The sequence below is a fragment of the Bradyrhizobium sp. 23 genome (assembly GCF_023073295.1).
Taxonomy (GTDB): domain Bacteria; phylum Pseudomonadota; class Alphaproteobacteria; order Rhizobiales; family Xanthobacteraceae; genus Bradyrhizobium; species Bradyrhizobium canariense_D.
The window spans coordinates 225380-239345 of sequence record NZ_JADPJF010000148.1 but is presented as its reverse complement, the minus strand read 5'-3'; the positions used below and the strand labels follow the sequence as shown (position 1 = coordinate 239345).

At 64.4% G+C, this 13966-nt stretch carries 15 protein-coding genes and 1 pseudogene; 7 read left to right on the top strand and 9 right to left on the bottom strand.

Annotated elements, in window-relative coordinates; genetic code table 11:
- Together IVB32_RS34485 and IVB32_RS34480 are read left to right on the top strand one after the other, a co-directional pair.
- Positions 1-176: pseudogene (locus IVB32_RS34485) on the top strand (amino acid ABC transporter substrate-binding protein); the annotation flags it as partial.
- Positions 177-239: 63 nt separating this feature from the next.
- A complete protein-coding gene (locus IVB32_RS34480; RefSeq protein ID WP_018457005.1) occupies positions 240-890 on the top strand; it encodes an aspartate/glutamate racemase family protein in 651 nt (216 codons plus the stop codon).
- On the opposite strand, the gene IVB32_RS34475 is transcribed toward IVB32_RS34480, so the two are convergent.
- On the bottom strand, positions 887-1534 hold the full coding sequence (locus IVB32_RS34475) for a TetR/AcrR family transcriptional regulator (protein WP_018457006.1): 648 nt from the start codon (positions 1532-1534) through the stop codon (positions 887-889). The two genes, IVB32_RS34480 and IVB32_RS34475, sit on opposite strands and share 4 nt — an antisense overlap.
- A 136-nt stretch (positions 1535-1670) precedes the next feature.
- Between IVB32_RS34475 and IVB32_RS34470 the strand changes: the two genes are divergently transcribed.
- The 4 genes from IVB32_RS34470 to IVB32_RS34455 all read left to right on the top strand — a co-directional run bounded on the left by IVB32_RS34470 (position 1671) and on the right by IVB32_RS34455 (position 5137).
- Positions 1671-1880: a ferredoxin gene (locus tag IVB32_RS34470; protein ID WP_007607931.1), complete on the top strand. Its 210-nt coding sequence runs from the start codon at positions 1671-1673 to the stop codon at positions 1878-1880.
- Positions 1881-1947: 67 nt separating this feature from the next.
- Positions 1948-3171, top strand: coding sequence for a cytochrome P450 (locus tag IVB32_RS34465; RefSeq protein WP_018457008.1), 1224 nt, complete (start codon positions 1948-1950; stop codon positions 3169-3171).
- A 54-nt stretch (positions 3172-3225) separates the two neighbouring features.
- Positions 3226-3888, top strand: coding sequence for a sulfite oxidase-like oxidoreductase (locus tag IVB32_RS34460; protein ID WP_018457009.1), 663 nt, complete (start codon positions 3226-3228; stop codon positions 3886-3888).
- 25 nt (positions 3889-3913) lie between these two features.
- Positions 3914-5137 (top strand): bifunctional alpha/beta hydrolase/OsmC family protein, encoded by a 1224-nt coding sequence (locus IVB32_RS34455; RefSeq protein WP_204510620.1) that lies wholly within the window; start codon positions 3914-3916, stop codon positions 5135-5137.
- 10 nt (positions 5138-5147) lie between these two features.
- Here the strand turns inward: IVB32_RS34455 and IVB32_RS34450 are convergent, their stop codons facing one another.
- Positions 5148-6578, bottom strand: a complete 1431-nt coding sequence (locus IVB32_RS34450; protein WP_018457011.1) for a PLP-dependent aminotransferase family protein — start codon at positions 6576-6578, stop codon at positions 5148-5150.
- A gap of 101 nt (positions 6579-6679) precedes the next feature.
- Between IVB32_RS34450 and IVB32_RS34445 the strand changes: the two genes are divergently transcribed.
- Positions 6680-7594 carry a DMT family transporter gene (locus tag IVB32_RS34445; protein WP_026233280.1) on the top strand — a complete coding sequence of 305 codons (915 nt, stop codon included), beginning with the start codon at positions 6680-6682 and terminating at the stop codon, positions 7592-7594.
- Here the strand turns inward: IVB32_RS34445 and IVB32_RS34440 are convergent.
- The 7 genes from IVB32_RS34440 to paaC form a co-directional block, all read right to left on the bottom strand.
- Entirely contained in the window at positions 7573-8631 is a 1059-nt protein-coding gene (locus IVB32_RS34440) for a YeeE/YedE family protein (RefSeq protein WP_026233281.1), read from the bottom strand. The genes IVB32_RS34445 and IVB32_RS34440 overlap by 22 nt on opposite strands.
- Positions 8632-8633: 2 nt before the next feature.
- Entirely contained in the window at positions 8634-9638 is a 1005-nt protein-coding gene (locus tag IVB32_RS34435) for a zinc-binding alcohol dehydrogenase family protein (RefSeq protein ID WP_026233282.1), read from the bottom strand.
- A gap of 79 nt (positions 9639-9717) precedes the next feature.
- Positions 9718-11049, bottom strand: coding sequence for a phenylacetate--CoA ligase PaaK (gene paaK, locus IVB32_RS34430; RefSeq protein WP_018457015.1), 1332 nt, complete (start codon positions 11047-11049; stop codon positions 9718-9720).
- 28 nt (positions 11050-11077) lie between these two features.
- Positions 11078-11527 carry a hydroxyphenylacetyl-CoA thioesterase PaaI gene (paaI, locus tag IVB32_RS34425; RefSeq protein ID WP_018457016.1) on the bottom strand — a complete coding sequence of 150 codons (450 nt, stop codon included), beginning with the start codon at positions 11525-11527 and terminating at the stop codon, positions 11078-11080.
- Between the two features lie 55 nt (positions 11528-11582).
- The gene (gene paaE, locus IVB32_RS34420) at positions 11583-12665 is read right to left on the bottom strand and encodes a 1,2-phenylacetyl-CoA epoxidase subunit PaaE (RefSeq protein WP_018457017.1); all 1083 of its coding nucleotides are present in this window, start codon (positions 12663-12665) and stop codon (positions 11583-11585) included.
- 2 nt (positions 12666-12667) lie between these two features.
- Entirely contained in the window at positions 12668-13171 is a 504-nt protein-coding gene (gene paaD / locus IVB32_RS34415) for a 1,2-phenylacetyl-CoA epoxidase subunit PaaD (protein ID WP_018457018.1), read from the bottom strand.
- Positions 13165-13935 carry a 1,2-phenylacetyl-CoA epoxidase subunit PaaC gene (paaC, locus tag IVB32_RS34410; RefSeq protein ID WP_018457019.1) on the bottom strand — a complete coding sequence of 257 codons (771 nt, stop codon included), beginning with the start codon at positions 13933-13935 and terminating at the stop codon, positions 13165-13167. Before paaC ends, paaD begins: the two co-directional genes overlap by 7 nt.
- Between the last annotated feature and the right edge of the window lie 31 nt (positions 13936-13966).

Here is a 13966-nt window from a genome sequence, read left to right as displayed (position 1 = left end):
TCGGCTCGCGGCTCGGGCTCGACAACAAATGGCTGGTCACGGCCATCAAGGCCACCGGCAATTACGGCGAGATCTACGAGCGCAATGTCGGCAAGGCGAGCCCGCTCAAGCTCGAGCGCGGCCTCAACGGTCTCTGGAGCAAGGGCGGCTTGATGTACGCGGTGCCGTTCAAGTAAACGTTTTGCGTGTCCCGGACGCGTTGCGTCCGGGGCTCGCGACCTTCCATCAGGTAACGTTCAATGACGAAGTCTCCTCGCATCGCGCTGATCCACGCCCTCAAGCATTCCATCGCCCCGATCGAAGCTGCGTTCGCGAAGGTGTGGCCGGAAGCGCGGCTGATGAACCTGCTCGACGACAGCCTGTCGTCGGATCTGGCGCGTGACGGCAAGCTCAACGATGCCATGACCGAACGCTTTCTTGCGCTCGGCCACTACGCCGCGGCGACAGGCGCGGACGCGATCCTGTTCACCTGCTCGGCCTTCGGTTCCTGCATCGAGGCGGTTGCGCGCGCACATGCGCCGATGCCGGTGCTCAAGCCGAACGAAGCCATGATCGAGCGCGCGATGACGATGGGCCGGCGGATCGGCCTGCTCTCGACCTTCCCGCCGACGCTGGCTTCGATGCCGCCGGAATTTCCGGCCTCCGTCCAGATCGTGCCGAAACTCGCCGAAGGCGCGCTGGCCGCGCTCGACCGTGGCGACCGCGCTACGCATGACCGGCTGATCGTGGAAGCCGCACGCGATTTGCGCGATTGCGACGTCGTCGCGCTCGCGCAGTTCAGCATCGCGGCAACCGCGCCTCTCGTGGCAGAAGCCACCGGCCGCCCTGTCGTGACCACGCCCGACAGCGCCGTCGAGAAGCTGATGAAGCTGTTGGCGGCGAGGGCTTAAGCGCCAGCCTGTTTCCGGCGCCGCGCGCCTTTGATCGCCGCCGCAAGCGCGGCCTTGGTTTCACTGACAAAATCCTCGACCAGGTCTTCGCGCGTGGCATGGGCCGCCTCGCCGGTGAACAGTCCCTGCTCAGCCAGCATCACCACGCCGTGCACCGCCGCCCAGATCTTGAGCGCCTGCCGCTCGCGCAGATAATCAACGGCCGGGGCTTCCAATGCGTCGACCACGAGCGCAAAGGTTTCGCGGGTCGCTTCGTGCAGCTCGCTGCCTTTCGCCGCACACGACACCGTGCGCGAGGCGAACATCAAGCGGTAGATGCCATTGCGGCGTAAGCCGAAATCCAGCGTCGCCTGCGCCAGCAGCGACAGCTTCGACCGCTTCGACGGCTTTGCCATCGCCGCCCGCAATATCCCGTTGAGCTGCCGGAACGCCTCCGCCGTCACCGCCGCAAGCAGCGCCTCGCGATCGGCGAAATGCCGGTAGGGCGCCGGCTGCGAAACACCCAGCTGCTTTGCCAGCGCCTTGATGCTGATCGCCTCCGTCCCGCCCTGCTCGGCTTCGCGCAGCGCGGCCTTGATCAAGGCGTCGCGGAGATCGCCGTGGTGGTAGGTATTCTCGGGCTTGCGGGCAAGTTGTGAACGCATGTTGCGCAGAGCCTATAAGTTTGCGCTTGACAGGGGAAGCCTGCCGGCGAATGTAATAGCCTATAACTTGAACAAAAACTCAAATGGGAGCGCGCGCCGCCTTCGGGCCGGAGTGCACACGATCGAGGAAGCCGCCATGACAGAGCGACTGAGGGTTCACGTTGATCCCGACAAATGCCAGGGGCACGCGCGCTGCAAGGCGCTGGCGCCGGAGCTGTTCGAGCTGGACGAATACGGCAACGCCCACGAAGCCGGCGACGGCACGGTCCCGCCCGGCCTCGAAGACAAGGCCTGGCTCGCCAAGTCCAATTGCCCGGAAATCGCGATCGACGTGATCGAGGAGTAGCGCGCCCGCTTCTGCCCGCGTGCCTTCCGCGACCACGAGCCCCCAAGGGATTTCAAGGGATTTCGAGATGTCCGACATCAGCCAGCCCACCGCCCATCCGCCCGTGACCGACTGGGTCCATGATTTCGACCACACCGATCCGCAATGGACGGAAGATCCCTTCCCGATTTGGGACGAGCTGCGCGCCGCAAGCCCGGTCGTGCATACCGAACGCTTCCTCGGCTGTTACATGCCGACGACCTATGAGGCAGTGCGCGAGATCGCCAACGACAGCGAGCATTTCTCCTCGCGCCGCATCATCGTCCGGGACGTTCGGCCGGAGATCACCAGCAGAAACTCCGCCCCGCCGATCACGTCCGATCCGCCGGTGCACAAGCCAGCCAAGCAATTGCTGCTGCCGCCGTTCACGCCGGACGCGATGAAGAAGCTGGAGCCGCGGGTGCGCGCGATCTGCAACGAGTTGATCGACGGCTTCATCACTGAAGGCCGACTTGACGCGGCAGAGCGCTACACCAAGCACATTCCGGTTCGCGCGATCGCACACATGCTCGGCATCCCCGAGACGGACAGCGATCTCTTCATCCGATGGATCCACATGATCCTGGAACTTGGCATCAAGGACGAAAACACGTTGCTCCAGGCGGTGCACGAGATGAGCGCCTATTTCAGCGCCCATATCGAAGCGCGCAAGAACAAGCCAACCGACGATCTGATTTCCTACCTGATGAATGCCAGGGACAAGGACGGCAATCCGCTCGAGGATTCGCATGTGCTGGGCTCGTTGCGCCTGCTCCTGATTGCCGGCATCGACACCACCTGGAGCGCGATCGGCTCCTCGCTCTGGCACCTTGCCCGGACGCCCGCCGACCGCGAGCGCCTGGTTGCAGAGCCCGAGCTGATCCCGACCGCGGTGGAGGAGCTGCTGCGCGCCTATTCGCCGGTGACGATGGCGCGCGAAGTGGTCAAGGAGACCACGATTTCGGGCTGCCCGGTCAAGGCAGGCAACATGGTGCTGCTGTCCTTCCCGGCCGCCAACCGGGATCCGAAAATGTTTCCGGATGCTGACAAGGTCGTAATTGACCGCCGCGAGAACCGCCACGCCGCCTTCGGCCTCGGCATCCACCGCTGCGTCGGCTCGAACCTTGCGCGCATGGAGATGCAGGTTGCGCTGGAGGAATGGCTGAAGCGCATTCCGGACTTCGCCCTCGATCCGGCAGGCACGGTGACCTGGTCCCAAGGAACCGTCAGAGGCCCCCGCCAGTTGCCATTTTTGCTTGGAAAGGCGATGTAGACCTCTCCAAACAGTGATACGGAGAGGCCGGACTTGCACCGCCACGAGTAGCCGATGGCCGAAGACAACGAGCCGCCCGACAGCAAGCTGACGCGCACCAAGGAAAAATGGGCGCGCGAGGGCCGCTTTTTGACAGGCAAGATCACGCGCCCGGAAGATCAGCGCCTGCCGCCCGGTCAGCATCTGACAAAGGACTGGCCGGTGCTCGATCTCGGAGTCGTACCGCCGATTTCGCGCGAGCACTGGCGCCTCGACGTCTACGGCGCGATCGAGAACCCCGTGTTCTGGACCTTTGCCGAGTTCGCCGCCCAGAAGCAGGCGCAGTTCATCTCCGACATCCACTGCGTCACCACCTGGTCGCGCTACGACAATGAGTGGGAGGGGCTCGCCACGCGCGAGCTGCTCGCGGCCTGCCAGCCGCGCCCGGACGCGCGCTTCGTCGTGTTGCATTCCCATGATGGCTACACCACCAACCTCGCGCTGGACGACTTTGCCGCCGAGGACGCATTGCTCGCCCATAGCTGGTCCGGTGAGCCATTGTCGGCCGAACATGGCGGCCCGGTACGGCTGGTCGTGCCGCATCTGTATTTCTGGAAGAGCGCCAAATGGGTTCAGTCGATCGAATTCCTGACCGAGGACGCGCCGGGCTTCTGGGAAGTCCGTGGCTACCATAACCGCGGCGATCCCTGGGCAGAGCAACGCTATTCGGGCGACTAGGTTCAGCAAGGAACGGGGGAAACCCATGCCGACAGAGCGCTTTCAATTCACCGGCGAAGGCGGCCATCAGCTTTCGGCCGCGCTGGAGCTACCCGACGGCGAGCCCGGGGCCTTCGCGCTGTTCGCGCATTGCTTCACCTGCGGCAAGGACACGCTGGCCGCCAAACGCATCTCGGTCGCGCTGGCCGCCAAGGGCATCGCGGTGCTGCGCTTCGACTTCACCGGGCTCGGCTCCAGCGAGGGGGATTTTGCCAATTCGACGTTTTCCTCCAACGTTGCCGATCTCGTGCGCGCCGCCGATCATCTGCGTAGCGTCCGCAAGGCGCCGTCGATTCTGATCGGTCACAGCCTCGGCGGCGCCGCGATCCTTGCGGCAGCAGGACGAATCCCGGAAGCCAAGGCGGTTGTGACCATTGCGGCACCATCCGATCCCGCCCACGTCACCGGCCTTTTCAAAGAGCATCTCGGCGACATTCGCACGCAAGGTGAGGTCGAAGTCTCGCTTGCGGGACGCCCGTTCCGGATCAAGCGCGAATTCCTCGACGACGTCGCCGAGCACGAGCTGATGAAAGACGTCGCCGGCCTGCACAAGGCGCTGTTGGTGATGCATTCTCCGGTCGACGATACCGTCGGTATCGACAATGCGACGAAGCTCTTCGTCTCCGCCAGGCATCCCAAGAGCTTCGTCTCGCTCGACCATGCCGATCATCTCCTGACCAAGCCGGCCGACGCGCTCTATGCAGCCGACGTGATCGCGGCCTGGGCGAGCCGGTACATCGACGCGGCCAAACCTGCGAAGGCGATGGATCTCCCCGAGGCGCCGCGCCGGGTCGTGGTGCAGGAGACCCGCAAGAGCAAGTTCAACCAGACCATCTCCGTCGGTCCGCATCAGCTCGTCGCGGACGAGCCGGTCGCCGCCGGCGGCGAGGATGCCGGCCCTGGTCCTTACGATCTCCTGCTCGCTGGCCTCGGGGCCTGTACCTCGATGACCATGCGCCTCTATGCCAACCGCAAGTCGTTGCCGCTCGATCGTGTCACCGTCTCACTGAAGCATTCCAAGATCTATGCAAAAGACTGCGCGGAATGCGAGACGCGCGATGGCATGCTCGACCAGATCGAGCGCGACATCGCGATGGACGGCGCGCTCGATCCCGAGCAGCGCAAGAAATTGATGGAGATCGCCGACAAGTGCCCGGTGCACCGGACGCTGACGTCGGAAATCCGCATCGTGACCAAGGCCGTGGATTAGCGCGACTGCGCTAGAAGCACGACGCCATTGTTCGCACCGCCGCGGTGATCTCGCTCTCGCGCCAGGCCGCGAAGCCGAGCAGCAGGCCGTGGTCGCGCGGCCTGCCCAGTGCCAAGCCGGACAGGGCACGCGTTTCAACGCCCGCTTCGACCAGCCGCTTGACCGCCACCTGATCAGCGCGACCGCGCTTGAGACGCGCGACGAGCTGAATGCCACCGGGGGGCACTTCGGCAGAGAGCACATCGCCCAAATGGCGCTCCAATCCCTCCACGAGGTGATCGCGGCGGGCGTGATAGATCCGGCGCACCCGGCGCAGATGCGCCAGGAAATGCCCGTCGGCAATGAACTCGGCCAGCGCCTCCTGGATGTGGCTCGCGGCGATCAGTCCGATGTGCCGCTGTACGATCTCGAGAGTACCGACCATGGCCGGCGGTACGACGAGGTAGCCAAGCCGGATATCCGAGGTCATGACCTTGGAGAACGTGCCGACATAGAACACGCGGCCGTGGGCATCGAGTCCCTGCAAGGCCGGCACCGGCCGGCTATCATAGTGGAATTCGCCGTCGTAATCGTCCTCCACGATCCAGGTCTTGCCGGGCCTGCTCAGGCCAAGAAACTCCGTGCGGCGCGAGAGCGACATCAGGCGGCCGGTCGGGTGCTGATGCGACGGCGTCATGAAGATCAAGGTCGGGGCCGCCAAGCCACGAATCCGCTGCATGCCCTGCTCGTCCAAACTCATCCCGATCACGCGCGCACCGGATGCGCGGAAGGCGGCCGCGGCGCCGGGATAGCCGGGATCCTCGACCCAGACATCGTCGCCGGGGGTGATGACGGCGGCCGCGATCAGGGTCAGCGCAGCCTGCGCGCTCGGCAGAATCAGGATCTGATCCGCCGTCGCGCGCACGCCCCTGCTGGTCGCAAGATAATGCGCCAGTGCCTCGCGCAGGCGCGGCCGATTGACCGGTCCGAGCTCGCGCCTCGCCGCGCGCACAGCGCTGCGGCGCAGGCAGCGCGCCCAGACCTCGTTGGGAAACTCCCTGAAATCGCCATGTCCGGGACGCAAGGGTCTCAGTCGCGCCTGATAAGACATCGGCCAGTCGGTCTGCGTGAGGCTCGACGCCCAGGGCGAAAGCCGCGGCTTGCCAGGGCGTATGCGAGATGCGACGGCGCCAGCCTCTGTGACGCGCTCGCCGCCGTCGACCGCAACCATCGGACGGCGGCCGTGCGAGGCTTCGAGATATCCCTCGGCGGCGAGTTGCTCGAACGCATAGCTGACGGTGTTGCGCGAGACGCCGAGATCGCTCGCAAGCCCACGGCTCGACGGCAGCGTGCGGCCTTTGACGAGACGCCCGGTCGCGATCAAGCTTCGGAGCTGGCTCGTCAGTTGAGCCACCAGCCCCTCGTCGTCGGCCCGGTTCAGGTCGATCAGGGCGGAGATCATGCTGTCCGGAACTGGCACCCTATTCCTTTCCGATCTGGCACTGTTTCAGGTGCCAGACGAGATGCTATCCGCTGGACTGGACTGCTTCAAGGACCTCCGAAATGAACTCCCTATCCCCCCGCGCAGCCGTTGGCCTGTTTCTCATCGTCGTGCTGGCTTGGGGCATAAACTGGTCGGTGACGAAGCAACTCGTCCAATTCCTTCCACCACTGTGGGCTTCAGCGATCCGGAGTTGGATCGCGCTGGCTGGATTGTTCGTGATCCTCGGGCTCAGCAACAATCTGATGATTCCGGAGCGTCGCGACATCCCGGTGGTCCTGAGCGTTGCACTGCTGCACATGACCGTGTTCTCGGTCCTGGTTGCGGCCGGTGTGCGCTTCCTACCCGCGAGCAAGGCCGTTGTGCTCGGCTACACCACGCCACTCTGGGTCGCGATCGCCGCGCCGCTACTCGGGAAGGACACTTTGACGGCGCCGAAGCTCGCCGGCGCGCTGCTGGGCCTGATCGGCCTGATCGTCATCCTGAACCCGGCCTCGATCGACTGGACCAACACCAATGTCGTGCTCGGCGCCGGCATGGTGATCCTGGCCGCGATCTCATGGGCCGCGAACATTATCTATATCCGCGCCCATCGCTGGATTGCCTCGCCGCTCCAGCTTCTGATCTGGCAAGTGCTCGTGGCAACCATCGTGCTATCGGTGAGCGCGACCATCGCGGATGGCCTGCCGCATGTGGAGTGGTCGTGGAGACTCGTGTTGCTGTTCCTGTATTCCGGGCTGATCGGGACGGTGCTCGCCTATTGGGCGATGTCGATGGTGAATAAGAGCATCTCGGCCCTGACGACCTCGCTCGGCACCACCGCAACGCCGCTCGTCGGCATCGCCAGCGCCGCGATCCTGCTGGGCGAGCCGATCGACATGAGTCTGGTGACAGCGGCCGCGCTGATCATCACCGGCATCGGTCTCGCAACGCTCGGCGATCGCCTGCTGCGTGGTCAGGCTACCGCGAAGGGCTGAACGCGCAGCATCCCGCGCAATCCCGCCGTCGTGCCGAGCAGGATGCCGGCGACGGCGACGAATGAGCCGAGCGCGAGCGTCGACACGCCGGTGAGCCCTTGGCCGATCGAACAGCCGAACGCCATCACGCCGCCGATGCCCATCAGTGCGGCGCCAGCCGCCGATCGCAGCATATGGCGTGGCGAGGAATAGCCTTCGAGATGGAAACGGCCCGTCGCAAGCGCGGTGACCAGACTGCCGGCGAAGACACCTGCAACCGTCGCGATGCCGAAATTCAGCGTCAGGCCCGTCGAGAGCATGGCATATTGCAGGCTGTCCGCGATCGGCGCGACGAAGGTAAGCGAGGTCACGGGGACGGGGTTGAAATCATCCGCGCCGAGATAGCCGGTGACGAACCAGCCGCCGGCGACGAGGAGACCGACGACGACACCGGCTGCAATCTGGCCGGGCGAACGTCGGAACGCTGGGTGCGCGAAAGCAAACAGGATCAGCGTGACGACAACGACAGCAGCAGCCATTGCGCGCGAAAGCGCTTCAGCCGGACCGAACATGGCGAACAATGACGGCAGCGAATTCACGTTGACCGTGGTTTGCGAGGCCTGGACCACGGCGATGCGCGCCGGCGCGATCAGGCCCTTGAGCGTCATCTGCGCGGCGATGGCGAGCACGACCACCACGACGAAGGAGCGGAGATTGCCACGACCGAGCAGCACCAGCGCGCGCGAACCGCAGCCGTTGGACAGTACCATGCCGTATCCGAACAGAAGTCCGCCGAGAAACAGCACCGGCATCGAGAAGGACTGTTGCAGGTAAATCGACTTGCCGAGATTGACCATGCCGGTGCCGGCGAGGAACTGGCTCGCTGTGGTCGCAACCGCGATCGCCAGCGCATAGGTTCGGACCAACCGCCCATCCCCCTCCGACAACCAGCCGCGCATGCTGCTCATCAGGCAGAAGCCGCTGAGCAGGCCGACAGCGCCGTAGACCAGGCCGACGACGAGGCCGGCGAGGATGATGAGTTGTGGAGACGAATCCATGATCAAGGTTTCAGGATCACGCGATCCCGCGAGGAGCCTGCAACGGCGACATAGGCCTCCTTCGCGCGTTCGAGCGGATAGACGGCGTTCGCCTTGATCGGAAACGGTTTCAGGTGCCCGCTCGCGAAGCCCGGGCCGAGGTCACGCAGCACAGCGCCTGTCGCGATCGACGACAGGCCGAGCGTGTCGACGCCGACATAGGTGTGTTGCCCGCGGTAGAATTCGAGAATGTTGAACTGCACGATGCGGTCGATGGCGGCGATCAGGATCTGGCGGCCGCGAAGCGCGAGCGACTTGTGCGCCGCCTGGAAATAGGGATCGCCGACCGTGTTGAAGACGATGTCGGCGCCTTTGCCATCGGTCAACTCGCGCACGCGTGTGGCGACGTCGGTCGCGGAAGCGTCGATCACCTCGATGGATGCATTGGTGTGGCCCTCATAAGGTTCCGCCTTGCGCACCACGCCGATGACATGCGCACCCTGCCACGTCGCGATCTGCACCGCCGCTTGACCAACCTTGCCGTTGGCGCCGAACACCAGCACCGTTTCCCCGGGCTTTGGAATGCCGGCGCGGCGAAAACCCTCCATGGCGGTGACAAAGGGCACGCCGATGCCGGCGGCCTCCTCCCAAGACACGGTCTTCGGCTTCTCCACCACCGCGTCGGATTCAACGACGAGATGGCTGGCGTGAGTGCCGTCGCGGCGGATGCCGAGATCGCCGGAGGAGCCGAACACCTCGCGGCCCATCGTACCGGCCGGCCCGTCGATCACCACGCCGGCGTAATCGCGCCCCGGCGTGCGCGGGAAGATGGCATAGGCCATTAGCCCAGTCGCGGCCTTGACGTCGGACGGATTGACGGCGGCGGCCTTGATCTCGATCAGGAGATCGTTCGGACCGCGCGCGAGCGTATGAGGCTCGACGCGAGGTGCAATCCCAGCGGCGTTCTCGGCCTTGGCATTGACGCGGACGCAGCGCGCCTCGACGGCTTTGGGATTGGCTGACGACATGGAAAAGATCCGCGATTTCTCGCGGGCCTTGTCGCCTCTGAGGGCAGTCAAGTCAATCCGTCAAGTCAATCCCGTCAACTTAATCCTTCGGCCGCTTGTCGTAGAGCCGCTTCGCCTTGCCGAGCGAGCGTTCCAGCGTCGCAGGCGCAACCACCCGCACGTTGGAGCTGATCCCGATCGTGTTCTTGATATGGGTTGAGATCCGATCGGCATGGTCGAGGAGACCCCGGCCATCCCAACTCTCCGGCCGCGCCTCGGCGATGATGGTCAACTCGTCCATGCGTCCTTCCCGAGTCAATTCCAGAATGAAATGCCCGCCGCACCAGTCGGTGGCGAGCAGAACCTCCTCGATCTGGGTCGGGAACAGGTTGACGCCGCGCAGGATGATCATGTCGTCCGAGCGCCCCGTGACCTTCTCCATCCGCCGCATGCCGGGCCGCGCCGTGCCCGGCAGAAGCCGCGTCAGGTCGCGGGTGCGATAGCGGATCACCGGAAAGGCTTCCTTGGTGAGCGATGTAAACACCAGTTCGCCCTTCTCCCCGTCGGGCAGCACCGCACCGGTGTCGGGATCGATCACTTCGGGATAGAAATGATCCTCCCAGATATGCAGGCCGTCCTTGGTCTCGATGCATTCCTGCGCGACGCCGGGGCCGATCACCTCGGAGAGACCGTAGATGTCGGTCGCATCCATGTCGAAGGCATCTTCGATCTCGCCGCGCATCGCATTGGTCCACGGCTCCGCGCCGAAGATGCCGACCTTGAGCGAGCATTGGCGCGGATCGAGCTTCTGACGCTTGAACTCGTCGAGGATCGCCAGCATATAGCTCGGCGTCACCGTAATGATGTCGGGCCGAAAATCGTTGATGAGCTGCACCTGCCGCTCGGTCATGCCCCCGGAGATCGGCACCACAGTGCAGCCGAGTTTTTCGGCGCCGTAGTGCACGCCAAGCCCGCCTGTGAAAAGACCGTAGCCATAAGCATTGTGGATGATCATGCCGGTGCGGCCGCCCGCGGCGCGGATCGAGCGTGCCATCACGTCCGACCAGGTGTCGATGTCGCGTTGCGTATAGCCCACCACGATCGGCTTGCCCGTCGTGCCGGAGGACGCATGCACGCGCACCAGTTTCTCACGGGGCACGGCAAACATGTTGAAGGGATAATTGTCGCGCAGGTCCGTTTTTACGGTGAACGGAAATTTCGCGAGATCCGAGAGCTCGCGAAAGTCGGACGGGTGCACGCCGGCCGCGTCGAAGGCCTTGCGATAGTGCGCGACGTTGTGGTAAGCGTGCTTCAGTGACCAGGCCAGCCGCTGCACCTGGAGTGCCATGATCTCGTCGCGCGATGCACGCTCGTGCGCATCCAGCTCGGCCTTATAGGTGTTGCCACCTTCCTTGAGCCTCGTCAGAGCCATCCTCGTTTCCCCGTATCATTGCTTTCCTTTATTGATCCTGCGCCGGCAGCCAGTTTCCGGGAATGACCCGCGAATGCCCGCGGAATTCGGCGATGACTGTATCGCCGGCGGTGACGCGCACGTCATAGATGCCGGAGCGGCCGCCACGCGTGACCTCGCGGGCCTTTGCGACGAGGCGATCGCCGAGCTTGCCCGGCTTGATGAAGGTGATCTGTCCCTGCGCCGCCACGACGCGGTCGTTGTGCGAGTTGCACGCGAAAGCGAAGGCGGAATCGGCCAGCGTGAAGATGAAGCCGCCATGGACGATGCGCTGACCGTTGACCATATCCGGCCGCACATTCATCGCCAGCGTCGCGAACCCCGGGCCGATCTCGACGATCTCCATGCCGAGTCCTTTGGAGGCATCGTCCTCCGCCCACATCGCATCGGCGCAGGCGCGGGCAATATCCTCGGGCGACAAGGCGGCTTTGACGTTCACGCGCTTCTCCCGTCCGATTGTTTGGACACGATGTTCTGCTGCCTGGCTAAAACTGTCAAACGTGGTCGTAGTCGACCACGACCCGCTCCGACGATGGCTTGGCCTGACAGGTCAGGACAAAGCCGGCCTTCAGCTCCCAGGGTTCCAGCGAGTAGTTGATGTCCATCGGCGCCTCGCCCTCCACCAGTTTGGCACGGCAGGTCGAGCACATGCCGCCCTTACAGGCGAAGGGCAGATCGACACCGGCGCGTAGCGCGGCATCGAGGATCGCCTCGTCCTCTGCCACCGGCACGTCGCGGCGCTTGCCGTCGATGATCAGCGACGCGATCGCTTTCGGCGGCGCGTCCGGCGCAACGATCTTCTTCGGCCGCGGCTTGCCACCGAACTCCGAGACAAACCGCTCGACATGGATACGCTCCTCCGCGATGCCGAGATCGCGACAGGTCGCCTCGATGTCCTCGCTCATGCCGGACGGACCGCAGATGAAGACGTGATCGACGCTTTCCGCCGGTACCAGCGAGCGCAGCAGCACCCTCACCTTGTCGCCGTCGAGCCGGCCGTGCAGGATCGGAATGTCCTGTTCCTCGCCCGAGATGACGTGGAAGATCGAGAGGCGGTCGATGAAGCGATCCTTGAGCTCTTCGAGCGCCTCGAGGAACATGATGTTGTCGGTCGTGCGATTGCCGTAGAACAGGAAGAAGCGGCTGTCGGCTTCGCGCGCGAGGACGCCCTTGACGATCGACAGGATCGGCGTGATGCCGGACCCAGCGGCAAAGCCGACATGGATGCGGCCGCCGCCGGCCGGCGGGATCACGCCGAAGCGTCCCGTGGGCGTCATCACGTCCAGCGCGTCGCCACACTTCAAATCGTCCGCTGCCCAGCTCGAAAACGCGCCTCCATCAACCTTCTTGACGGCGATCCGTATCTCGCCGTCGTCGGGGCCGGAGCAGATCGAATAGGAGCGGCGCACTTCCTCGCCATCCAGCATGGTGCGGAGTGTGAGGTATTGGCCGGGCATGAAAGCGTAGTCGGTCGCAAGCTCCGTCGGGATGGCGAATGTCAGCGATATGGCGTCCGACGCCTCGCGGCGGAGGTCGTTGACGGCCAGGCGATGAAAGCGTGGTGCGACTGCTGACATGGTCAATGACACTTGAAGTAGTCGAAGGGTTCGCGGCACGCCCTGCAGCGCCAGAGTGCCTTGCAGGAGGTGGAGCCGAATTCGGACAGCAGCTCGGTATTCGCCGAGCCGCATTGCGGGCACACAACGGCTTGCTCGCCGAACAGCGCGCGGCGTGAATTCGAGGCCTGCGGCGGTGCGATGCCGTAGGCATGAAGCTTCCGGCGGCCCTCTTCGCTCATCCAGTCGGTGGTCCAGGCCGGCGACAGCACGGTGCGGACCTTTGGACTGCGGAAACCGGCGCGCTCCAGCGCGACCTCGATTTCCAGCGCGATCATGTTCATGGCCGGACAGCCCGAATAGGTCGGGGTGATCGCGACCTCGACCTGATCGCCGTCGAGGACGACATCACGCAGCACCCCGAGATCGGCGATGGTCAAAACCGGGATTTCGGGATCGACCACGCTCGCCGCGGCATCCCAGGCCCGTCGGCGCAGGTCGCTATGGGGCTCCAGCACCGTCACCATGTCTGCCCCGGGAAGGTACGCTGTATCGATTGCAGCTCTGAGAGGAGATGGCCGAGATGCTCGCTGTGCCGGCCCACGCGACCGCCCTGCTGCATCCAGTCGTTCTGCGGCAGCTTGAGCGTTGCTTCGCCGATCACATCCGAAAGTGTCGTCAGCCAGCGACCCCGCAAGGTCCCTGGGTCTACGGCGATACCGGCATGGATCAAGGCGCGCTCGCCGTCGTCGACGGCAAACATCTCGCCGGTGAACGCCCAGAGATGATCGATCGCAGCTTGCGCGCGGGCATGGCTCTCGTCGGTGCCGTCGCCGAGCCGGATCATCCACTCCGAGGAATGCCGCAAATGATAGGCACTCTCCTTCTCCGACTTCGCGGCAATCGCAGCGAGCGTCGTATCGCGCGAGGTCATCATGGCGCGCCAGTAGAGATCGGCGAAGGCGGAATAGAAGAACTGCCGCACCATCGTCTGGGCAAAGTCGCCGTTCGGCTGCTCGAGGAGCAGCAGATTGCGATACTGCCTGACATCGCGAAGGTAGGCGAGCTTGTCTTCGTCGTTGTCCTTGCCTTCGGCTTTGGCTGCGTAGGTGTAGAGCTCGCGGGCCTGGCCGATGAGGTCGAGCGCGATGTTGGAGAGCGCCATGTCCTCTTCCATCATCGGCGCATGCCCGCACCATTCCGACAGGCGGTGGCCGAGGATCAGCGCGTCGTCGGCGCGGCGTAATGCGTAGAGCACCAGCGGTGTTTCGGAGACCTCGATGTTCGCCATCACATGTGTCCTACTTCCTCAGGCACCTCGT